Here is a 21,998-nt window from a genome sequence, read left to right on the forward strand (position 1 = left end):
CAAGATGTTAGTCGTATATGGTGTTGTTCAACGAGTAATATTGACGTTTCGTCGCAGGACTTTTTCTAAATGGGGCTAATTAAGGAGTTACGTGGGCTATATGTCGAGAAAGAAAATAAAAAAGCCCCGCACTTTAAGCGGGGCTACATAGTTGGGAATACTATGAATTACTTAGTTTAACTATTCTGATTCAATCTCTTCAAAATAGGTACGGTATTCCATACGGGTTATGTACGAATCACCATCTTCATCCATTGAATCAAAGTCGCCTTCAACGTCGGCCATTTCTAGTTCCTTCTCACTGATTTTACCATCGCTATCCTTGTCGATTTTAGTGAACTTAGTATTGGCCGTTGCAGACATCTCAGTGCGCAACTCTTTATTCTTTTCTGAAATCATTTCATTATCAGCTTTAGAAAAAAGTGCTGGATTGCCTTCTTCAGTTAGCACAGCGTCTGTAGTACCTGCTGTTTGAACTTGAGTGATAACCTCGTCACTGAACATAGATGGTTTTTCATCAACAAATGTGTTGAACTCTGCGCGGCTAATCATGCTGTCACCGTCGGTATCCATCTTTGACACTAACTTGCTGTCGATAATACCTGATGACTCTGAGCCTACGATGTAGCCATTACCGTCTTGGTCGAGCGCATTAAAGCTCTTAGAAATTTTTTCTTCATGGTGACCTGCGAGTGCTGATGCAGAAAGTGTAGCGGCAACAACGGCACTAGTAATCATACTTAACTTTGTGATCTTCATAATCAAATTCCTTCTGTTTCTGTTTGCGAACACGGGCTATCAATTGCCCTAATCACTAAATTGAACGCATGTTGATTGAAGTTAAACCTTCGCACAAACCTATTTAGTTACTCACAGATACTTTATTCACTTGTCGTGCCAAAGAGGTAAGATATTGAAAATGCGAATAATAACTTAATAGGAGAAAAGATCGAGGCTGGAATGCTTTTGTTAATTTGTAACGAAGCCTGAAAGATCTTCATACAGATGAACGTAATTAAAATAAGGAAAGTTGGGTGTTAGCTATGCGTTCAAAGCTAAGGGATATCATTGGCAAAATACTATCCGCAATGGGTTTTATCTGTTTCTCGATATAATGGTCATAGTCAAGCGGCGCAGAGATAGTTTCTACTGTTTGTGGCCCTTGAACAGTAATTACATAGGCTATGGAAGTATTAGATTGGTAGCGAAGTGGCAATCCCTTTTCTTCAAATAACTTGTCGGCCCGTCTCGCCGCTTTTACGTGAGGGGGAAGAGACTTTACGTACGAAGAAAGTGGTTTTCTGAGTCGCTTTTTATACACTAACTCGTCATCCATCTTTCCCGCTTTTACTGCGTTTAGGGTTTTGTTGATGTACTGTTTTACAGGTTCATTGGTAAAAACTCTTTTGTATAGTTCGTATTGGAACACTTTAGCAAGCACTGTCCAATCTGAACGCACGTTCTCTAGGCCTTTAAAGACAAGCTCACCGTCTTTCATCCCTGCGTAGCGCTTCTTACTGCCTTCAGAAGAGCCACGAATTGTTGGCATAAAGAAGGTAGAAAAATGAGATTCAAACTCAATCTCCAAATGGCAGTCAATGTCGAACTGAAGCTTAAGTAACTCAGCCCACTTCTGATTAATAATTTTTGCAAGCTCGCGACCGGTTTCAGAAGGCGTACCGAGAGAAGTATTTCCTTCTACATGCACAAAGGTTGAATCGGTATCACCGTAAATGACTGTATAGCCTAGCTCCTCAATCCAACTAGCGGTAGTTTGCATGATCTCATGCCCACGCAAAGTAATTGAACTCGCTAGACGAGGGTCGTAGAAAGGACAGCCTCCGCTACCAAGTACTCCATAGAAGGAGTTCATCAATATCTTAATCGCTTGAGAGCGTGGCGCATCTTTCTGTTTTTTGGCTTCGTCGCGCTGAAGCCATAGGTTTTCAATAATAGAAGGTAGAAAATGTGATTCACGGCTAAAAACTGCACCCTTGAAGCCTTCTATAGCGGTGCCAGGAGACTTAAGGCCTTCGGCAAGCCCCAGCGGGTCTATTTTGAACGTTCGAATTATAGAAGGGTATAGGCTTTTAAAATCGAGTACTAAAACATCTTTGTACAGGCCAGGTTGGGAGCGCATGACATAACCACCCGGACTAGCTAAACCGCCATTTTCAGGTCTTACTCCAGCAACATAATACTTGCGGTGTAGCTTAGGCAAATAAACATTTAAAAACGCCGCTACCGAACCACCGGGGCGACTCATATCTAAACCCGTAAGAATGCTGCGTAATGCTAAAAAATCAATAAACTGGGTTTTGTCCTGAATGCGGTTTACCAGCTCGGTGTCTTTAAAGTTGTAGTTAGCAAGTGCAATGGGGTCATCGTGATAAAGACGCTTAATGGCTTCAAGCTTGTCGGTCGCTTGAATAAGCTTATTTTCGCTGAGCAGTTCTTCGGATACGTGGTCAAGAGAAAAGGATTCAAATTGATAGGTCATGGTTTTAAGCGCTTCAATACCATCAATCACGCACCGACCAGGTACATCAACGATCGTTTGATCTTCCCACTGTCTTACTGAAGCCTCTCGGCCATGGCGGCCTATAGCATAATTAAGCGAATTGGCCTTAGCACGGCGGCCCAGCACAGCCATATCAAACTGCTTAACGTTCCAACCCAAAATAATGTCTGGGTCGTAGGAGGTAAGGTGTGAAAAAAAGGCCTCAAGCAGTTCTTTTTCAGAGCTTACCGTAATGAGCGTGTATGGACTGTCTTCTTGCTCCTTTAATGTCTGTCCAATAAAGCTTGGTGGACAAACAAGTATCACTACACTTTTTTCTTTGCCTGCTAGTGCAATGCTGAACAGCTCCTCGTGCTCATTACACTCAATATCTATACTTAATGATGTAAAAGAAGGTCTGAAATGGCAGGGCCTTATCTGCGCATTCTCTATAACAATTTGTGACGTATCATCGACAACTTGTGGAGCAACAAACTCCACTGCGCCATATACAAAGCGCTCCATCAAATAGCGATCGGCTACGCGAATATCAGCTTCATACAATACAATACTGTGCTCTTGGGCGCGTTGACGAAGCTGATGCATGTGCGATTCGGTGGCGGTCTTGACCGTAGCCACAGGAACTTGTTCTAGTGTGTAAAAACCATCTTCTGAAATTATGATCTTAGCTGGAATGCGAGCTGCAATGTCGTTCAATGCTGCAGATTGGTCAAGGGACACGAAGCAAGTGGGGTTTTGAGGAGACGATATTAATCTAGCGCTGTTGTTGGCGGTTTTGACCCACAGTTCAACATATACTTTACCACGCTGGGTAAACGTACTTTTGTTGAGAATGAACCCTTGCTGTATTACTGGGGCTGGCATGAATTTGTTTTTACTAACCGCTTTTTTAAAGTGTCAATTTATTAGGAGAGTCCTACGGGCGTCGACACTACTTAAATTTTAATAACCATGAACTTCCGTATTCAGTGCAAGGCACAAAAGTTAACAAAATACGTGTGCTATAAGGACCGAAGACCATAGTATAGCGTTTGTTATCACCGGCTCCTATAGATCTCTATTCGACAGATATGTTTGTTTTTGTAAGCAGAGCGAGTTAGAACGAGACTTGTGCTAATTATCTTGCATTAAAACCAAGGTATCAAACGAACAACATAGTTCTGGGCTTACGCATAAGCATTATCGAGTAAATCTTTTTCGATACAAGCCAGTCGTACCAAAGCTATTTCAACAGCCATTGGGAACAGTGGAACGACTCAGCGAATATGAAAAGGTGCAGGTTATAAAAAGTGAGGGCGATATGGAGTATCTATTCGACAAACAGGTAGAGTCGGGCGAGGTAATTGAAGTAGCCGAAGGCGTACTTTGGCTAACTATGCCTCTTCCCTTTGAGCTTGATCATATTAATCTGTATTTGATTCGTGGTGAAGACGGCTGGGTAGTGATTGATACTGGCATCGGAACGTCCACCACCAAATCCCTTTGGAAGGGTATATTTGAACAACTAGACGAGCCGATCGTTGGCGTTATTGTTACGCACTTACACCCTGATCATGTAGGGTTAGCAGGTTGGATTGCTGATACGTGTGACGTACCCTTTTATATGACCCAAACTGAATATTTCACTGCGCGAGCCTTCGCAGCAGGTAGAAACGGTGCCACTAATGAGAGGGATGCATTATATTACCGACGGGTAGGGCTTGATGAATCAATGATTACAAAGCTGACGTCAGGCGAGGGTAACGGGTACAGCAGTGTTGTGTCCCCAATTCCTATAAGTTACACCCGTTTAAAACATGGTATGACGTTATCGCTTGGCGACAATGAATGGAAAGTTATGGTTGGTCGCGGCCATTCTCCTGAACACGCCTGCCTTTACAATGAAAAGAAAAATATTCTTATTTCTGGTGATCACATTCTACCCATCATTACACCCAATATTGGCGCCTATTCAACGGAGCCTGACGCTAATACTTTAGCTGATTACCTAGATACGTTGCCCCAATTTAAAAGTTTGCCGCAAAATACAACAGTATTACCCGCACATAAGCTTCCCTTTATTGGTCTTCACGAGCGAGTAGACACGCTCATTGCACATCACCACGAGCACCTTAGAGCCTTATTAGATGCTTGTGAGAAGCCTCGAACGGTAGTGGAACTATTACCAGTTATGTTTAAGCGCAAGCTTTCAAGCCGTAACATGGTGTTCGCGGTGGCCGAGTGTTTGTCTCACCTTAATTACCTGTTAAATGAAGGGTGTATTTCGCGAACACTTAATGAGGAAGGTGTGTATATATTTAAGGCGTGTGAAGCGAGTAAGCTAGCGAGCTAAATAAGACTGATAGCCCGATATCTTAAGGTGTTAATAGTTTTTTGTCATTTTCTAACAATGAGTGTCTAAACTGTCTGAGAGTCTTCCGTTTCATTTTCTTCGCTTGAAGGCGCTGGCGCGGCTGGGGCTTTAGGTATCGTAATTTCTACGACAGTTCCTTTTGCTTCTTTACTGCTAACAGATATTTTACCATGGTGTTGTTCTATGGCTGTGTAAGCTACGGAAAGGCCCAGTCCTTGACCTTGCCCCTCGGGTTTGGTGGTGAAAAAAGGCTCGAAAATGCGTTTTAAGTGTTTGGCTGGGATACCGCAACCTGAGTCCAGTATTTTAATCGTTACTGATTGAGCAGCATCAATTACAGTGAGCTTTATGAAGCCCTTACCGTCTATCGCTTGTGCGGCGTTAATCATTACGTTCATCAGCGCCTGTTTCAATGGCCCTGGATTTCCCATAACCTCCACTTTTTCTTTCTCACAGTCGATTTTATATTGGGGGGCGCTGTATTGGGCCGAAATGAGCGTGATGAGCTGATCACATATGGCGCAAATATCTACAGTCTGCATACCTTCGGCAGTTTCTAATGAGAAGTTTTTAAGGTTTTCGACAATGTCTTTTACCCGTGTAAGCCCTTCAGTAGACTCTGCAATTAGCTCCGTGATATCGTCTTTCAGTAGGTCATAGTGATTCGATTCAAATAAGGCGTCTACCTGTTCCTTAAGCTCGTCATTGAAGAGCTCAATTTGCCCTTTAACACCGTCACAAATCGCAAGAAGGTGCGATGCGTATTGATCTAATGTATTGAGGTTGGCATTTACAAAGCCAATAGGGTTGTTAATTTCATGGGCTATACCTGCTGCGAGTTGCCCGGTGGAAGCCATCTTTTCGGCTTGGATTAGCTGGCTTTGGGCAGTATCGAGTTTACGAATCAGCTTTCGCTGCGCCTCGTGTTCTTTTTTTAGAGCTTCGGAAAGTTTTTGTTGGGCTCTGAAATAACTTGCTTGGGCGGTTACATCTTGCAGAAATATGCAGGCCAAACGTTGCCCAGTTTTTTTATCTTTAATGGGCAAGATTTCCATATTTTGGTACATCTGCGTTTCTTCGCCCGTTATAGGCCGAGAGCTTTTAAATGGAAATATATGAGGCCTTTGCTCCCAATAGCTAAAGCTTGGATGCTGCAATACAAATACTGATTTTAGTCTTCGCTTGAGGAACTTACCTTGCCCTTGAAACAATTCAACCACGGGCGTGTCTTTATAACACTCGCGCATTTTGTGGGGGAGTCTGTCTAAAAAAAAGTCGTTTAGATAAACGACGTTAAAGTTTTCATCGACCACACCAATTCCGACAGGTAACTTACCTACCAGTTGTTCAAACATTATGCGAGTAACTCATCCAATGTGTCTTTCATGCGAGCAAGAGACTCATCATCTAAACAAAATACAACACGCATGCTAAAAGAGGAAATTGCAATAACGAACTGTACTTCCATTACCAAGCTATGCTGCCACTTGAGCTCGTCAAAGTTTGCTTTATCAGGCAAAAACAAAGTAGGCATGTTTAAGTTGGTAGTAAGCTCTAACTGATCAGAAAGGCCAGCTAAACACGCGCCCGCTAAAATATTGCAAAGCTCCAAAATGATTTCTTGAATATCTTCCTTGCTTAACGGTTCGTCGTAATCCATCAAAGTTGCGACTTCACTTAAACCTGCCCGTGATAGCACAGACATGACTTCACCATGAACGTCGCCTAAAAAAGACTGACGAGTATAGAAAGCATCTTCAGTTTCAAACAGAAGACTGTAGAGCTGAGTAGGCGTGACGGCTGAAATTTTAGGAATAGAAATATCGATTTTTGTTTCTATAAGTTGAGCGAGGGAATTTGCAGCTTGCCCCATTGAAATATTAAGCAGCTCTTGAAGGGCATCTCTTTGCTCTTCATCCAGTGGTAGTACAATGCTCATAAATACCCCAACTCAAACAGTGCCATTGCTAATTCTTCTTTGTCTAAAGGTTTGCGAAGAAAACGCTTTGCGCCTAAAGACATCACAATTTTTTGTTTTTCAGGCTGAAAATCAGCGCTTATTACAATTACGTTTGGCATATTGGATCTTGCATGTAAAAACTCCAGCACGCCAACGCCATCCACTTCTGGCATGGTAAGGTCTAAGAGAACGAGTGCAAAATCGCTCTCAGAAAGTGCACTAATCGCTTCTTGCCCGTTTGTTGCCTCGGTTATGTCGTACTCCAAGTCTTGGGGGAGGGAGCGTATAACACTGCGCCTCGACAACTTAGAATCATCAGCAACTAGTACAGAAAGTGACATTTACAGCCTCCTTGAGCGGCATTTAACGTAATGCCTTCTTGATAAAGTATGTGCAACTTTTGCGTTACTGCAACAATACCTACGAAAATTATTGTTGTAGTGTGCTCTATCTGTTTATTGAGTGATTAGAGTATATGACAAAGGTGACTTTTGTGCGTATTAGACTTTAAGTTGAATTGATAAGTCGCGGAGAAGGAAGTTGCAGCTCAAAAACGGGGGGCACCGACTTTGGCACACACCCTCAATAATTAACTTTTTTGCATTAACTGCATTTTTTCTAAAGCGGCAGGAATCGCATCAACATAACGTTTAACGTCTGCTATTTTCCCCATGCTCACTCGAGACCAATTATTATAAGTACGATAAATGCCTCGGATAAGTACGTCTTTTTCAGCCATAGCTTGTCTAAAATACTCGGCATTGCCATCACCAAGATTAACAAAAATAAAATTAGTACTAGAGGGGAGGGCTGTCAAACCGTTAGCCTTAACGGCGTCCATAACCATAGATTTACCTTCATAAATTTTTTCTTTAGAAAACGTTAAAAAGGCATCGTCATTGTAGCTGGCGATAGCAGCGGCAAGGCCTGCTTGATTCAAGGTATAGCCGCCCATACCGTAGCGGTTAATCCACTCAGTGTTTTCCTCAGAAGCTATCAGATAACCTACGCGCATACCTGCTAAGCCATAAATCTTTGAAAAGGTTCTCGCTACAATGACATTGTGTCCTGCTTTAACGAGGGGAATCATTGAGTGTTTTGGTGGCTCATCGATGAGTTCGTTATAGGCTTCATCAACTAAAACAAGTGTCTTTTTAGAGGCTTTAATACAAAATTCGCGAAGCTTGCTTGGGTCAAGCACTTTACCTGTGGGGTTGTTAGGGTTACAGATATGCACCATACCGATCGAGTCATTGATAGCGGCGTATAGAGCGTCAAGGTCGATATCGAGATCTGCTGTATTAGCAATTCTTACTATTTCAGGCGCACCTTGTTTCTCAGGAGCTTTTGACGTTGTGTCCCAAAAAAGATCTGGCCCAAGAATTTTACCGTTTTTACTGGCAGCAACGGCAGCGTAGGAAAGAATTGGGCTAGACCCTGCGCTTAGTGAAATATTCTTACGGGTAATGCCATGACGCTCGGCTATCATATCTAACAGCGTCATAGCTGCGGGATAAGCGTAATAAGCACCACCTTTAGCAGAGGCTTGAGCAATGGCATTCAGCGCCTTTGGGCTAGGCCCGAATGGGTTTTCGTTAGCGTTGAGCTTCGCTACGCCAGGTTTTGGGCCATAAATGACAGATGCCGCTTCACTTGTCGCAGCACTTGTAGATTGGGCGTTAACCAAATTGCTAAAACCAGTCGCTCCTATGGCTGATGCTGCTGCCGAGCCACCTAAAAATAAACGCCTAGAACGGTTATAACTCACAGATATTCTCCTTTTTATTTTAAATGGCTTTATAGAACATTGCGCTTGAAACAATGACGAGATAAATGCCAAACAATCGCTTTAGCTTTTTTTCGCTAAAGTTATGTGCCATCTTCGCACCGATAGGTGCAGTAAAGATTGCGCCTATGCTGATAGCAATGAGCGCTGGAATGTTGATGTATCCGATAGTGCCAACAGGTAGAGAGGCCGTTTCTGGATGCTTCATAAATAGAAAACCGATGGCACCTGGTAAGCCTATCAGGAAGCCAACGCCGGCAGCGGTAGCAACAGCTTGCTGAATAGTACGTTGGCACATCACCATAGTTATGACGGTTGGCGTGCCGCCCCCAATGCCCAGTAACGCAGAGAAACCGCCCAATATAAATGCTAGTACCGCTTTGCCTATGCCTTTAGGCATATCGAAAACAAGACCGGGACGCACAACAAATTCAGGGAAAAGAAAATATACAGAGTAAAGAAGCACACCTGCTGCAAATACTACGGTTAAGCCATTTGCGCTAGAGTTATTTGCTATTAGTAAGCCTCCGCCAACGCCAAGAATAAGCCAAATACTCCAGGACTTTAGGATGTCAAAATCTACGGCGCCTTTGGCTCTATGCGCCATAACAGAACGCGCGCTAGAAACCACTATTGATGCCAATGATGTGCCTATCGCAACTTTCACTAGAGATTCAGAAGGAGGGGTAAAGAAAGGAAAAACAGCAAGGAGAGCTGGAACAACAACAAAGCCTCCACCATTGCCGAATAGACCTGCGGTAATACCAGCAATAGCACCGGTTATACACAAAGTAACTACAAACCACAGTAGCTCTATTTCCATCAGTTTTTCACCCCACATAATACAGTTTTGAACATTGAGTAACCTATTAACTTTTTCTTATGTACAATTATTTGAAAACGTAAACACCGGCTTGCGCCGGTGTTTTTTTACTCTGTTAAAAACGAGCAGCTAGGCGTGTGTAATAGTACCCACCCTGCCAGTCGACGATGGAACCCGAGTCGTAAACTTCACCACAACAGGCATCGCCGTTAGTACTTACATCTGGGTAGTTGTCGAAGAGATTTCTGATACCTACTGAAAGAGTAAGGTTTTCGCTAATTAGGTAAGAGCCTTCGATATCAAACATAAACTCGTCCCCGAAGGTTTGAATACTGTCTAAGTTTACATTCTCTCCGTCATCACTCCCCGCGTTTTCGTACTCGCCGAAGTAGCTAAGGCGAGCAACCGCTGACCATACGTCATAGCTATGAGTGACTGAGAAAACTCCGCGCATTTCGGGTGTACTATTCTCAAAATCGAACCGATCTTCAGGATCTAGGAACTCGCTGGCGTCTGAATCAAACTCTGTTTTATTGTAATTGACAGAGCCAGTTAAAACGGTTGAGCCATACTTAGTTTCCATCTTGTATGTACCTACGACGTCCAAACCTTCGGTAACAGTATCGAATGCGTTTTGGAAGAAGAAAACACCACCGATTGACTCAGCACCGGACACGTTAGCTCCAGCAAGGGCTAGGTAATTTTGATAAGCATCGTAACCTTCAGCATTTGGGTCTGTGACAACAGTTGTAGATACATCGCGTGTGGATACAGAGTAAAGGCGGTCCTCTAATTTGATATTGTAGTAATCTACGGTAAGGGTTAAGTCACCATAGTTAGCCGTCATACCTAATGTAAAGTTCGTCGACTTTTCAGGCGAAAGTTCTTCTGCTCCTAGTGCTTGTGCTACATCACCGCCCGCTGGGAATAAGCCCGTTGCTACAGGGAAACCATTAGGTAAGCGAGTCGATACGTTAGTTGTACCCTGCTGACCAGGAGTGGGGGCGCGGAAGCCTGTACCAAATGAAGATCTAAAGCCTACATCGTCGCTTAATTGATAAAATGCCGCGACTTTGTAAACTACCTCAGAGCCAAAGTCTGAATAGTCCTCATAGCGCAATGCTGCCTGGGCAAATAGCTCGTCAGTAATGTCACCTGAAATATCTGTGTACACAGCATAAGAATCGCGTTCGTATGAACCGGAGTAGTCCGGTGAATAACCCGGGAAACCGTTAGAGCCTACTCCAACTACGGTATAGACAGCATCATCTGGGTCAGCACAGTTCAATGTTGAACCGTTTGCGATAACGGCTAAACCTGCGGTAGTAGCGGTGGTTCCATCACAAAAGCCATATGGATCAGAGGTAGCGTAAGGACCTGCAAAATACGAGCTTTCTTCACCCTCTGAAATTTCATAAGACTCATCTAGATAGCTAGCCCCAAAGGCGAGTACGTACTCACTCAGATCGTAGGTGAAATCTGCTTGAATTTGGGTTTCTTCATTAGTTAAATCGCCGGGTTCAAATGAAGTAGGCGACTCATTGCCAAGTGAAGGGTTGATGGTGTTTGCTAAGGTGTAGGAAATTTCATTGTTGCCATAACGACCGCTAATATCGTAGGTAAGATCTCCCGACATGCCTTTTATTCCACCCACCATTGAATAATCGGTTACATCACCGAAGAAGCGAGGAGTGAATCCACCTGGGAAAAATTCTGTGGGGTTCCAAATAGAACCGTCTTCAAGACGAATGTCTTCAATAGTCCCGTTACCAGGATAGCGATAGTAAAAAGACCCGTCGCCTTCACTTTCAGAATAGTTACCAAAAGCATAGAGTTCAGCTTCAGAACTTAGCGCGTACCCAGCGTTGAAAAAGACGCGTTTTCCGCTGGTATTAGGTTGCCCCCATGGTTGTACTACGTCTGAACCATGCACACTGTTGGCCATAGCGGTAGCATCAGCGATGTACTCGGCTGACTGCTCGTCTACACAAAACCAGGGTTCACAATATTGTTCGCCTCTATAGGTCGCTTCACTATCTGAGTATTCGGCTGAAATGCTGAAGAATCCATCGTCACCAAGGGCGAAACCTTTGTTTCCTGTAACGGTAATCTGGTCGCCATCACCTTCATAGTAGCTACCATAATCAATGGTGAAAGAGCCGCCCTCAGTATTGTTTTTAAGTTGGAAGTTAATTACCCCCGCGATGGCATCCGAACCATACTGAGCTGCCGCACCGTCTCGCAATACCTCAACACTTTGGATTGCTGCTGTAGGAATAGTAGCGATATCTGGACCTTGAGTACCAGAGCCACCAATTGAAACAAGCGCTGCTCTGTGACGGCGTTTAGAGTTCACCAAAACCAAGGTTTTGTCTGTAGGCATGCCTCGAAGCGTCGCTGGACGAATAAAGGTGCCGCCGTCTGAGATAGGCTGTCTGCCAACAGAGTAGGAAGGTACAAGGGTCATTAGAACGTTGTTCATGTCGGTAAACGCAACGGCTTCAACGTCTTCTGCGGTTAACACGTCAACGGGAACGGGCGAACTTGTAACTGAGCGCGGCGCACCACGAGCGCCTACAACGGCTATACGCTCTAGATCTTTTGCTTCAGTTGTTTCCTCGCTGGTTTCTTGCGCCTGTACGAGCATTGAAGTAGTGAAAAGGGTCAATCCGGTAAGTGCGTAACGTACTGCAGTGTGAAGTTTCTTTTGATTCATTAGTGTTCCCAATCGTGCTTATTGCTACTTAATTTATGAATGCGGATTAATTGGATCTGCACTCTTTCTAGGCACGCACGAGCACCACATTGATGCATACACATCTTGTAATTGTTATTGGGTAACTCGTGTACAGGGACTAGGCTAAAAACTCTTTGCTGCTGGTGGAAGAAAGAAGAATATTCAGGGGTATAAGAAAAACATTGACCCCTCTGGAAACTTACGGTTTTCTTGATATTAGACTTAGGTAGCATCTAATGTGAGATTTTTTTAACCCTTCAGTGAGCGCTTTTATTTACATTTTCGCTTCATATAACCTATTGGAATGGCATATACCTTGCTGACTTCAAATGCAGTTACGCCAGGCTATTCTCTATTGCCTTCCAAAAGGGGGTTAAGTGCACTCTAAACAGCTACATTACTTTATAACCACAGTACAGCGAGGCAGTATTGCTGCAGCGGCAAGAGCCTTAGATATTGCTCAGCCTGCTATTAGTCAGCAACTTGCAAGCTTGGAGCGAGAAGTCAAAGCAACGCTGCTAGAACGAAGTTTTTCGGGTATAAGCTTAACGCCCGCTGGAGAAGTATTTTACAAACACGCAGAGAAAATAATGGGGGAGATTGACAACGTGAAATCAGCGTTGCAAGCATTTCAGGGAGAACAGCAAAAAGTAATAAAAATAGGAATGCTTCCGTCAATTGGCAACGTACTTTCCCTGCCGTTATTAACTGAAATAACGAGTAACCATAAAGCGTTGAAAGTAGAGATCAGCACTGGGCCTTCATACACCATCAACGATTGGCTCGAATCAAAACAGGTAGATATTGCTTTAACTTACCAGCAGGCGATAGAACCTAAATTTATGAGCGTGACCCCTCTTATTCAAGAAGAGCTACATCTCGTTTTTACTGGTTCCTCAGCTTATCCCGAGTACGCCAAGCTCAAAGATAAATCAATGATAAAATTCTGGGAAATAAGTGAACTACCTCTATTATCGCCTGGAAATAAAGATGCACTTGGTCAGCTTATTGCTGATTACGAAAAAGCCACCGGAGTGAGCCTTAAGCATGATCTTGCTTATTCGGGGCAGTTAATGACAGGGTTAAGGCAAGTAATGCAAGGGGAAGGGGTAATGATATTACCCACTTCAGCTATTTTTCATTTGAAAGAATCGGGATTAGTATCAACCCTAAAAATCACCCAACCTGAAATGCATCGAACTGTGCTGGCTGCTACAAACAGACAGAGAAAAGCATCACAAGAATATCAGCAAATTATCGATATTATTCGAAAAGTGGTTGCTAAGGAAAATGCGCTCAAACATTGGTGCGGTACCTTAGAATTTGCGGCATCATCCTTTGTAGCGAAATCAGCGTAATCAGCGTAATCGAGCACACCGTGCTTGAGTGAATATAAAGTCGACTAATTCACGCTTCGGGCAGAACGATATCAACTAACACAGGTAGATGATCGGATAAAACCTTGGTTTGTTCGTTCTTAAGCTTCCTACATGACTTTACTTTTATATCTTCAGTTACCCATACGCGATCGAGTGAAAATACGGGGAAGTTGCTAGGAAACGTAGCCCCCACTTTTTGCTGCAATAGTAAATCATTTAAAGCCGTAAAGGCCCTTGAAAAAAACTGCCATTCATTAAAGTCACCCGCTAGAAAAAGCGGGTTTTGTTTCTCTTGTAAACGCCGCGACAGATGTTCGTGAAGCATTGTAAACTGCGAACGACGCTCAAGCTTCTTGAGTCCTTTATGGGTGTTGACCACCGTCAGAGGTGTTTTCTCAGTCTTTAATTCAACAACCTGCACGTTCCTTGGCTGTCGACCTGTTTGACTCACATCTATGGTGTCGTGTTCCAATACATCAAAACGCGTCAAAATTGCGTTGCCATACCAGCCATCAGGCTCTCGAATTGCTGGTGATGGGATAAGTTTAAACGTGTTACCAGCGCAGATGTCGTTGACATCTTGCGCTGTGTCTCGTTCGGGCGGGCGCGTATCCATTTCTTGGAGCAAGACTACGTCTGCACCGCTGTTTGCTAGGAACTGTCCAATACGCTTATAGTCGTGCTGCTTATCCCTGCCAACACCGCTATGGATATTGTAGGTTATTATGCGGCACATTTTTCAGCCTCATCCTTACTATTGTTACTACTTTCACCCGTATCAGTATTGGCCTCTTTTCGAGCTTGATAATAGCGTGCGAATTTTTGCGAACCCCAAATCATTAGCCCCCACAAAATGATGCCTCCCACCAGGTAGCTAATGGTTTCGATTGACGGGTTCTGCCAAATCTGGGCAATTGAGTCGCCAACTAAGCCCTTGGCAATCATAGGGGGGAACATGCCCAAAAACGTACCTACTAAAAACTGGAAAATGCCTATAGATGAAATGCCGGCGACTAAGTTCACCAGACTAAACGGAGCGATAGGCAACATGCGAATTGCCGCTACGCCAACCACGCCACTGCGTTTTAGTTTTTCATCGACGGCTGCTACTTTAGGTCCGCCAATTTTCCTAAGGCCGGCATTGCCCGATAGCTTTCCAACACCAAACATAATTGCTGAGCTCATTAGCGCTCCCATCATGCCGTAAATAGGCCCCCAAATTGGGCCAAAAATGGCGGCTACAGCCAACGAGAGTACGGTCACCGGGAAGAATAGAACACCACCAACTACATACACGAGTAAAACTGTTGGAAGAGCAAAATAAGTGCCTCTACTTTTTTCTAAAAAGGCGTTGATGCTGTCTGAGCTTAACCATGGGATCGATTGGCTTGCCCAGAACATCAACCCACCAAGTACTGCGATAATTGCAACACCAATTAAAATCATTATGCTGCGACGCTTTGGGTTACGCGCGGGTAGCGCGTCACCATCAAATGTGGGTACTGAAATAAGCGGTTCCTCTGGATCTGATAGGGCGCGAAATACATTTTTCACCGAGTGTTCCGTGAACACCTCATCACGAACTTCGGTAAGCACATAGCCATGTGCGATCTGACCCTGCATTAGCGCTTCAACAGGATATTGGTTGTTGAATATCTCTGGCATTGCATCTATGTCACGACCTGTATGCTCTGCAAGTAAGTCATTTCTTACTTGTTCTATGCAAGCTTGGTTGTCTCTGCTATTGCCGAATAAAACCGTATCGATTTCCGTGTCGAGGGTCATTGAACGATTACTTAGGTTTGAAGACCCAATAACGAGATATTTGTTATCAATGGTCATCACCTTAGAGTGAATGCGTTTGTACGCTTTTCGCCCCTGCATGTCTTCGATTGAAGAGTAAGTCAATTTTACTCGTTTAGGATCTATGCCTTTTTCCAGAATCGCTTTAAATTCGATACGGCTTGCCCAAAATGCTTCACATTCAAACTTACCTTTTGGCTCGTAAGAACTAACAATGATAACCGAAAGGTCGGGCTTTAATTTCAGCTGTCTGTTTAGCGCTTCAGCAATTTCTTGGCGAGTCGTAAACTGATTTTCGATATAAATGAGCGATTCAGCCTCACCAATAAGATCAAGCAACATGTGACGTACTTCTTGTGCTGGCTCTACTTCGTCCATAAAGGGAATGGTGCGGGCAAGGGCACACTCTACGTTTTCAAAAAGAGGCGGGTAATCTTCTGGCCATGCTTCAGGCAAAGGTGCATTCTCATCATTACGCGCATCTTCACGAATATTAATAGGGGTGTCTTCGGCTACCCGCTGCCATCTCCATCTGACAAGTTGTGCAAAGTCGGCAACGACAGGACCGCTTGAAACCATTTGAACATCGTGTAAAGGACCGTATTCGCCATCAGGCCCATCCCTTTCTTCAGACACTACAGGGTGGTCTCGCGTATCCCAACGGTTAGTTGATACATCCATACCGCCTGAAAAAACAAGCTCGTCGTCAACAACCACGATCTTTTGATGCTGGCTCCCGCCCATTGGAATGGTATCGTCTAATTCTGTTTGAACATTGTCAGGCGTTTTCTCTTCCCACACTTCTTTTGCCCACATCTCGCGCTGAGCGAAGAAGGCTAAAGAAGAGTCCCAGCGCAGTAGGTAAATCCTGATGTCAGGGTTTTGTTCTGCTTTCCATTTCAGCAGATCACTAATGACACTTGGTGCTTCGCTGTTAGCTTCGTCGTCACCTCGCAATAATCGGATACGACTATCAATATCCCAACCAACAATAAAAATGCTGTGCTTTGCTTTAACAATTGAGCTATGCAAGGCTTTGTAATAGTTTCCGCAATCTATCAGAGGAGTAGAGAAGCGAGCTTTGCTCTCTACCCAACAGTTTTGACCTGGTTGAAAAACACTCTTACCTGATTGCATGGTTCCTTACCTATTATATTAAATCTATCTATTCACGTGTTGTTGCAGAATCCGTACCTCAATACTTGATGAATTTCCTTGTTTTAAGTGGTTGATTTAAATGTTTAATTTACTTTTAAAGAAAATTGTGTGTATTTTTCATGGTCTAGTTTGTGTAATTTTTTCACGATAGAACGCGTTCCATGTTTAGTATTGGCAAAAGGTCGTAATGTCTTCTATATAACTTTAGGGTTATACGAAAGGTTAAGGTCAATGAAGTTTTTTTCCAAAGAAAACGCATCTAAGCAGGCACTAGAACAGTCGATACTCGCGGTCGTGACTATTGATGAGAAAAATAACATCACGTTTTATAATGACGCAGCTCAAAAACTATGGGGTTATACGCCGAGCGAGGTAATGGGAAAGAATATAAAAATACTTGTACCTCAGGAACACAAAGCGAATCACGATAGCTACGTCAACTCACACAGACAAACCAACGTAAATAAGATTGTTGGAAGTTCACGAGAGGTTGAACTGGAAACCAAAAACGGTGAGCGAATTTGGGTTCAACTCGCCTTGTCACAAGTCGTTGTGCAAGGCAAAAAGCATTACACGGCGTTTGTACGCGATGTTACAGAAGAGCGTGAATCTCGTGAAATTGTGGAGCAAACCCTAGAGCAAGCGTTAGATGCAGTGGTGTGTATAGACGAGAACAATAATGTAACCTTGTTCAATGCATCGGCTGAAAAGCTTTGGGGATACGGGCGAAATGAAGTCATTGGTCAAAATGTAAAGATGCTTGTGCCCCAAGAAATACAGGCCAACCACGACAATTATGTGAACGCGAATAGAGAAACCGGCCAAGACAAAATTGTTGGTACGAGCCGTGAGGTAAAGGTAGAGAGAAAAGACGGGAAGAGCCTCTGGGGCAGGCTTTCGTTATCAAAAGTAAGATTAGCTGATAGAACTTTGTATACGGCCTTTATAAAAGACGTTACCGAAGAGGTTGAACAGCGAGAGATGCAGCGCATGCTTTCTCTCGTAGCGAATGAAACGGATAACGCCGTCATAATATCTGACGCTAATGGCCTTATAGAATATGTTAATAATGGCTTCTATCGATTGACGGGGTGGCAGCTTGAAGAAGTGAAAGGCAAGAAGCCGGGGTCGTTTTTGCAAGGTGAAGAAACTGATCAGAGAACCGTCAGTGTTATACGACAAAAAATTAAGAACCGCGAAGCCTTTTACGATGAAATTCTCAATTATAGAAAAGACGGAACGCCATACTGGACTTCACTATCAATTAACCCCGTTTTTAAACAGGGCAATTTAGTTAACTTCATTGCAGTGCAGGCTGATATAACTCGTGTTAAGCAAATGGCACTCGACTTTACTAACAAGTTGAAGGCCATCGGAAGTGCACTAGTGCTGCTTGAAATGGAGCCTAACGGAAAAATCATTGAGGCGAACAAATTACTGCGCGAAACCTTGAATGGTGTAATGAGTACAGAGGCATTTGCTAATGAGGTTATGGGGGGGTTAAGTGCAGAGGACAAATCGGCATTAGAAACGTCAGGATTCGTCTCAAAAATCGCAGAATTTGATTTAGGGGATAATTACCTGGCCTTTGATGCACGAATAAGTGCGCTTAAAAATTTCAATGGGCAAATAACGCGCTACGTATTTTTCGCTATTAACGTCACGTCTAGAAAGCAAGCGGTGAACGATACGCAAGACGCAATGAAAGAGCTATTGGTTACCAGTCAAACTATCAGTAATATTGTGGGAACAATTAACTCAATTTCCGAACAGACTAATTTGTTAGCGCTAAATGCAGCTATTGAAGCGGCCAGAGCCGGAGAAATGGGGCGAGGTTTTGCTGTCGTTGCTGATGAAGTAAGGACACTGGCAGGTAACTCACAATCATCGTCAAATGAAATTGATAACCTTGTTAAAACAACGGTATCGAAAATAGAAGAGTTAGCACAACTTATTCAGCGCATAGATGGTTAACACAAAAAAGCCTTCGTTAAGCTACGAAGGCTTTCATAAATTATCCGTTTAAAATTCAAAACGGTTGCATCGTGTTCAATTAAAAGCGGTACTCTACACCGATGCTTGCTTGTTTAAGATCAGTTTCAAAGTCAGTGTCGTCGATATCATCAAATGCTTCATCTGCATCTAATTCAGTGTCATATACCGTGTACTCAGCATTTACTAGGAAGTTGCTGGTAACGGCATAGCTCAGACCTGCACCGACGAAAAGACTCTCGTCATCGTTATCACGTGAAATACCTGCGAAGTTGTATTCTGTCTCTGACCATAGTTGGCCAGCTTTAGCATAAAGAGAGAAGCGTTCGGTTAATGGAAGAATACCTTTAATAGCGGCGGTGTAACCATCTGTCTCAGCGCCTGCGATATCGTTACCGTAGTCACCAAAATCGATATAGCCACCTTCAATAGCAATCCATTCGTTAAACTTGTAGCCTACAAGACCTTGCCAAACGTCTTTGTCGTCATCAAAATCGTCTTCGCCCTCAACGCGTAGGTAACCGTAATTACCACCTACATAAAAACCACTGTCTTTTGCTTCAATTTGATTTGTCTGAGCGTGTGCGCCGAACGATGCCATCGCGCTGATAGAAGCCACAGTAGCAAGTCCAGTAAGTGTTTTAAGTGTGTTTTTCATAAGTTCATCCTCATTACTTCTTGATATTTCACCAGCTTCTCGTACGAAGCCAATGTGTCCTGATTACACACTTAATGTTTCAACTGCTGTGCCATAGTAGAAATTTCAATATTCATTTCAAATTAGGGCAAAGTTTACAGATATGGTTGCGTAATTGTCTGTTTATTATACATTTTCGATTGAACATGAAGATGACTGTCAAATACCAGGAGAAAATTTTTCATGAAGTCTGAAAGAGATTCATAGTCACGTGTTGCTACTAGAAGTAGAGCGATTATCTTTTAATCACTACTAGCGCTAATAATAAAAGATGAATTTAAGTTACTGAAATATAGTGATTTTATTTTGATTGGATTTTCCAATCAGTTAAATTCATTTTATCAACTGTAAATAATGCGCAAGCGTGTCTATCTTTTAAAAGCTTATGAGGTAAACAATATGTTAACAGACTGGTAGTGCTGAAGGTGCCTACCGTTTGGTAACTAAAACAAACTCAGATGGGAAAAGACCATGACATTAAATAGGTTCAGAAAGACCACGCTATCAGCGCTAGTTGCGCTTTCGTTGGGAGCGACAGGTGCCATAGCCAACGACCAAATCAGTAAACCCGCTGGTGCTAAAGGCACGGGCATGTCTAAAGCGTTCCAAGCGAAAACAAACCAGTTTTGGTGGCCCGATCAACTTGATCTGTCACCGCTTCGAGACCATGACAACCGTTCAAATCCACTTGGTGAAAATTTTAGTTACGCCAAAGCGTTTGCAAAACTTGATCTCGATGAAGTGAAAAAAGACGTAAACGAACTGCTTACCACATCTCAAGACTGGTGGCCTGCAGACTTTGGCAACTACGGCCCTTTCTTTATTCGGCTCTCATGGCACAGCGCGGGTACCTATCGTACATTAGACGGTCGCGGTGGTGGTGATGGTGGTCAAATGCGTTTTGACCCATTAAATAGCTGGCCTGACAACGGCAACCTAGATAAAGCCCGTCGTTTACTTTGGCCAATCAAACAAAAATACGGTGAAAGTTTATCTTGGGGTGACTTAATGATCCTTGCCGGTACCGTGGGCATGGAAAACATGGGCTTTGATACTTATGGCTTCGCCGGTGGTCGTACCGACGATTGGGAACCTGATATGGTGTACTGGGGGCCGGAAGTAGAAATGCTAGCTAGCGACCGTGAAGAGCGCGACGGTAAGCTTCAGCGTCCATTGGGTGCTACGCACATGGGCCTAATATACGTTAACCCTGAAGGTCCTAAAGGTGTACCTGATCCAATGGGGTCTGCGAAAAACATTCGCACTGCATTTGGTCGCATGGCGATGAACGACGAAGAGACTGTGGCGCTAATTGCTGGAGGTCATACATTTGGAAAAATGCATGGTGCACACAAACCATCTGATTGCCTAGAGGCTGAGCCGGGTGGCGCAGGCTTAGAAGAGCAGGGACTAGGCTGGAAAAACAACTGTGGTAAAGGCAATGCTGAAGACACAGTTACCAGTGGTTTAGAAGGTGCGTGGACACAGTTGCCAACTAAATGGACGAGCTTATATCTTCAGAACTTACTTGGTTTTGAGTGGAAGCAAACGCGTAGTCCAGCCGGTGCTATTCAGTGGATCCCTACAGATGAATCGCTTCACAAATCAGTGCCAGATGCGCACGTTGAAGGTAAGAAAAATCCACCTGTAATGACTACAGCTGACTTGGCGCTTAAGTACGATCCAGAGTATCGAAAAATTGCCGAGCGCTTCTTGGCAGATCCTAAAGAGTACCAAACAGCATTTGCTAAAGCGTGGTTCAAGCTAACTCACCGCGATATGGGTCCTAAGGCACGTTACTTGGGTAACGACATCCCAGAAGAGAACTTCATCTGGCAAGACCCAGTGCCTAAAGCTGACTATAAGATGATCTCTGATAAAGACGTTAAAAAGCTTAAAGCAGACATCTTGGATAGTGGCCTTACGGTTCAGCAGCTAGTAAAAACAGCGTGGGCAGCAGCGGCAAGTTTCCGTGCTTCTGATTTACGTGGTGGTGCAAATGGTGCACGTATTGCGCTAGAGCCGCAAATGAGCTGGGAAGCCAACGAGCCAGAAACGGTAAAAGCTGTAGTGTCTAAGCTTAAAGAACTGCAGGAAGACTACAACTCGCGCATGTTCTCTAAGAAGAAAGTGTCACTTGCCGATTTGATAGTTATCGGTGGTGCTGCGGCTATCGAAAAAGCGGCAGCTGACGCGGGTGTTAATGTGAACGTACCTGTAGTACCGGGCCGTACAGATGCAACTCAAGAGCAGACAGACGTGAACTCTTTCTCTTTGCTAGAGCCAACAGCTGACGCGTTCAGAAACTACTACAATGCTGAAGGTAGCTATCGTTCGCCAACTGACATGTTGGTAGACAAGGCTGATCAACTGAACCTAACTGTACCTGAAATGACCGTATTATTAGGTGGGTTACGTTCACTAGGGGCTAACGTAGGTGATGCCAAACACGGTGTATTCACTGACAAAGTAGGCACGCTTAATAACGATTTCTTCGTAACCCTACTTGATATGGGTGTTAAGTGGAGAAAAACTGATAACCCATCGGTATATGAAGGCGTGAACAGAAGCACAGGTGAAGTTATGTACACAGGTACACCTGTAGACCTCATTTTTGGTTCGAACAGCGAACTACGTGCTGTAGCCGAAGTTTATGCTTACGACAATGCGAAGAAACGTTTTGTTGAAGACTTTGTGGATGCATGGACTAAAGTGATGACACTAGACCGCTTTGACTTACGTCACGACCTAAATGCCAGCCTAGGTAAATAGATAGAGCGAGTCTGCTA

General features: G+C 43.7%; 15 protein-coding genes. 4 read left to right on the forward strand and 11 right to left on the reverse strand.

Annotated features, from left to right (window positions below; all coding sequences use genetic code 11):
- Nucleotides 1-180: 180 nt before the first annotated feature.
- On the reverse strand, nucleotides 181-759 hold the full coding sequence (locus ACYX4M_RS10620) for an EF-hand domain-containing protein (protein WP_476080076.1): 579 nt from the start codon (nucleotides 757-759) through the stop codon (nucleotides 181-183).
- Between the two features lie 256 nt (nucleotides 760-1,015).
- Nucleotides 1,016-3,385, reverse strand: coding sequence for a DNA polymerase II (locus tag ACYX4M_RS10625; protein ID WP_476080077.1), 2,370 nt, complete (start codon nucleotides 3,383-3,385; stop codon nucleotides 1,016-1,018).
- A 436-nt stretch (nucleotides 3,386-3,821) separates the two neighbouring features.
- On the opposite strand from ACYX4M_RS10625, the gene ACYX4M_RS10630 reads away from it, so the two are divergent.
- A complete protein-coding gene (locus ACYX4M_RS10630; protein WP_476082868.1) occupies nucleotides 3,822-4,853 on the forward strand; it encodes an MBL fold metallo-hydrolase in 1,032 nt (343 codons plus the stop codon).
- Between the two features lie 65 nt (nucleotides 4,854-4,918).
- Here ACYX4M_RS10630 and ACYX4M_RS10635 read toward each other — a convergent pair whose 3' ends face one another.
- The 6 genes from ACYX4M_RS10635 to ACYX4M_RS10660 all read right to left on the reverse strand — a co-directional run bounded on the left by ACYX4M_RS10635 (nucleotide 4,919) and on the right by ACYX4M_RS10660 (nucleotide 12,159).
- Nucleotides 4,919-6,229, reverse strand: a complete 1,311-nt coding sequence (locus ACYX4M_RS10635; RefSeq protein WP_476080078.1) for a sensor histidine kinase — start codon at nucleotides 6,227-6,229, stop codon at nucleotides 4,919-4,921.
- Nucleotides 6,229-6,813 (reverse strand): chemotaxis protein CheX, encoded by a 585-nt coding sequence (locus tag ACYX4M_RS10640; protein ID WP_476080079.1) that lies wholly within the window; start codon nucleotides 6,811-6,813, stop codon nucleotides 6,229-6,231. Before ACYX4M_RS10640 ends, ACYX4M_RS10635 begins: the two co-directional genes overlap by 1 nt.
- Nucleotides 6,810-7,175: a response regulator gene (locus tag ACYX4M_RS10645; RefSeq protein ID WP_476080080.1), complete on the reverse strand. Its 366-nt coding sequence runs from the start codon at nucleotides 7,173-7,175 to the stop codon at nucleotides 6,810-6,812. The genes ACYX4M_RS10640 and ACYX4M_RS10645 overlap by 4 nt, the downstream gene beginning before the upstream one ends.
- A gap of 248 nt (nucleotides 7,176-7,423) precedes the next feature.
- A complete protein-coding gene (locus ACYX4M_RS10650) occupies nucleotides 7,424-8,602 on the reverse strand; it encodes a pyridoxal phosphate-dependent aminotransferase (RefSeq protein WP_476080081.1) in 1,179 nt (392 codons plus the stop codon).
- A gap of 19 nt (nucleotides 8,603-8,621) precedes the next feature.
- Nucleotides 8,622-9,443: a sulfite exporter TauE/SafE family protein gene (locus ACYX4M_RS10655; protein WP_476080082.1), complete on the reverse strand. Its 822-nt coding sequence runs from the start codon at nucleotides 9,441-9,443 to the stop codon at nucleotides 8,622-8,624.
- A 115-nt stretch (nucleotides 9,444-9,558) separates the two neighbouring features.
- Complete coding sequence (locus ACYX4M_RS10660; protein WP_476080083.1) at nucleotides 9,559-12,159, reverse strand: TonB-dependent receptor plug domain-containing protein; 2,601 nt, start codon at nucleotides 12,157-12,159, stop codon at nucleotides 9,559-9,561.
- 398 nt (nucleotides 12,160-12,557) lie between these two features.
- Between ACYX4M_RS10660 and ACYX4M_RS10665 the strand changes: the two genes are divergently transcribed.
- On the forward strand, nucleotides 12,558-13,538 hold the full coding sequence (locus ACYX4M_RS10665; RefSeq protein WP_476080084.1) for a LysR family transcriptional regulator: 981 nt from the start codon (nucleotides 12,558-12,560) through the stop codon (nucleotides 13,536-13,538).
- Between the two features lie 49 nt (nucleotides 13,539-13,587).
- Here the strand turns inward: ACYX4M_RS10665 and ACYX4M_RS10670 are convergent, their stop codons facing one another.
- A complete protein-coding gene (locus ACYX4M_RS10670; protein ID WP_476080085.1) occupies nucleotides 13,588-14,295 on the reverse strand; it encodes an endonuclease/exonuclease/phosphatase family protein in 708 nt (235 codons plus the stop codon).
- Nucleotides 14,283-16,499 carry a VTT domain-containing protein gene (locus ACYX4M_RS10675; RefSeq protein ID WP_476080086.1) on the reverse strand — a complete coding sequence of 739 codons (2,217 nt, stop codon included), beginning with the start codon at nucleotides 16,497-16,499 and terminating at the stop codon, nucleotides 14,283-14,285. The genes ACYX4M_RS10670 and ACYX4M_RS10675 overlap by 13 nt, the downstream gene beginning before the upstream one ends.
- A gap of 252 nt (nucleotides 16,500-16,751) precedes the next feature.
- On the opposite strand from ACYX4M_RS10675, the gene ACYX4M_RS10680 reads away from it, so the two are divergent.
- Entirely contained in the window at nucleotides 16,752-18,494 is a 1,743-nt protein-coding gene (locus tag ACYX4M_RS10680; RefSeq protein WP_476080087.1) for a PAS domain S-box protein, read from the forward strand.
- A gap of 79 nt (nucleotides 18,495-18,573) precedes the next feature.
- Here the strand turns inward: ACYX4M_RS10680 and ACYX4M_RS10685 are convergent, their stop codons facing one another.
- Nucleotides 18,574-19,170, reverse strand: a complete 597-nt coding sequence (locus ACYX4M_RS10685; protein ID WP_476080088.1) for a porin family protein — start codon at nucleotides 19,168-19,170, stop codon at nucleotides 18,574-18,576.
- A gap of 510 nt (nucleotides 19,171-19,680) precedes the next feature.
- On the opposite strand from ACYX4M_RS10685, the gene katG reads away from it, so the two are divergent.
- Nucleotides 19,681-21,981: a catalase/peroxidase HPI gene (gene katG, locus ACYX4M_RS10690; protein WP_476080089.1), complete on the forward strand. Its 2,301-nt coding sequence runs from the start codon at nucleotides 19,681-19,683 to the stop codon at nucleotides 21,979-21,981.
- Nucleotides 21,982-21,998: the final 17 nt, after the last annotated feature.

The sequence above is a fragment of the Alteromonas sp. ABV4_150 genome, assembly GCF_056311745.1.

Coding starts and splice junctions, on each gene's coding strand:
- ACYX4M_RS10620 (WP_476080076.1), bottom strand. CDS start 759: ATGAAGATCACAAAGTTAAGTATGATTACTAGTGCCGTTGTTGCCGCT.
- ACYX4M_RS10625 (WP_476080077.1), bottom strand. CDS start 3,385: ATGCCAGCCCCAGTAATACAGCAAGGGTTCATTCTCAACAAAAGTACG.
- ACYX4M_RS10630 (WP_476082868.1), top strand. CDS start 3,822: ATGGAGTATCTATTCGACAAACAGGTAGAGTCGGGCGAGGTAATTGAA.
- ACYX4M_RS10635 (WP_476080078.1), bottom strand. CDS start 6,229: ATGTTTGAACAACTGGTAGGTAAGTTACCTGTCGGAATTGGTGTGGTC.
- ACYX4M_RS10640 (WP_476080079.1), bottom strand. CDS start 6,813: ATGAGCATTGTACTACCACTGGATGAAGAGCAAAGAGATGCCCTTCAA.
- ACYX4M_RS10645 (WP_476080080.1), bottom strand. CDS start 7,175: ATGTCACTTTCTGTACTAGTTGCTGATGATTCTAAGTTGTCGAGGCGC.
- ACYX4M_RS10655 (WP_476080082.1), bottom strand. CDS start 9,443: ATGGAAATAGAGCTACTGTGGTTTGTAGTTACTTTGTGTATAACCGGT.
- ACYX4M_RS10660 (WP_476080083.1), bottom strand. CDS start 12,159: ATGAATCAAAAGAAACTTCACACTGCAGTACGTTACGCACTTACCGGA.
- ACYX4M_RS10670 (WP_476080085.1), bottom strand. CDS start 14,295: ATGTGCCGCATAATAACCTACAATATCCATAGCGGTGTTGGCAGGGAT.
- ACYX4M_RS10675 (WP_476080086.1), bottom strand. CDS start 16,499: ATGCAATCAGGTAAGAGTGTTTTTCAACCAGGTCAAAACTGTTGGGTA.
- ACYX4M_RS10680 (WP_476080087.1), top strand. CDS start 16,752: ATGAAGTTTTTTTCCAAAGAAAACGCATCTAAGCAGGCACTAGAACAG.
- ACYX4M_RS10685 (WP_476080088.1), bottom strand. CDS start 19,170: ATGAAAAACACACTTAAAACACTTACTGGACTTGCTACTGTGGCTTCT.
- katG (WP_476080089.1), top strand. CDS start 19,681: ATGACATTAAATAGGTTCAGAAAGACCACGCTATCAGCGCTAGTTGCG.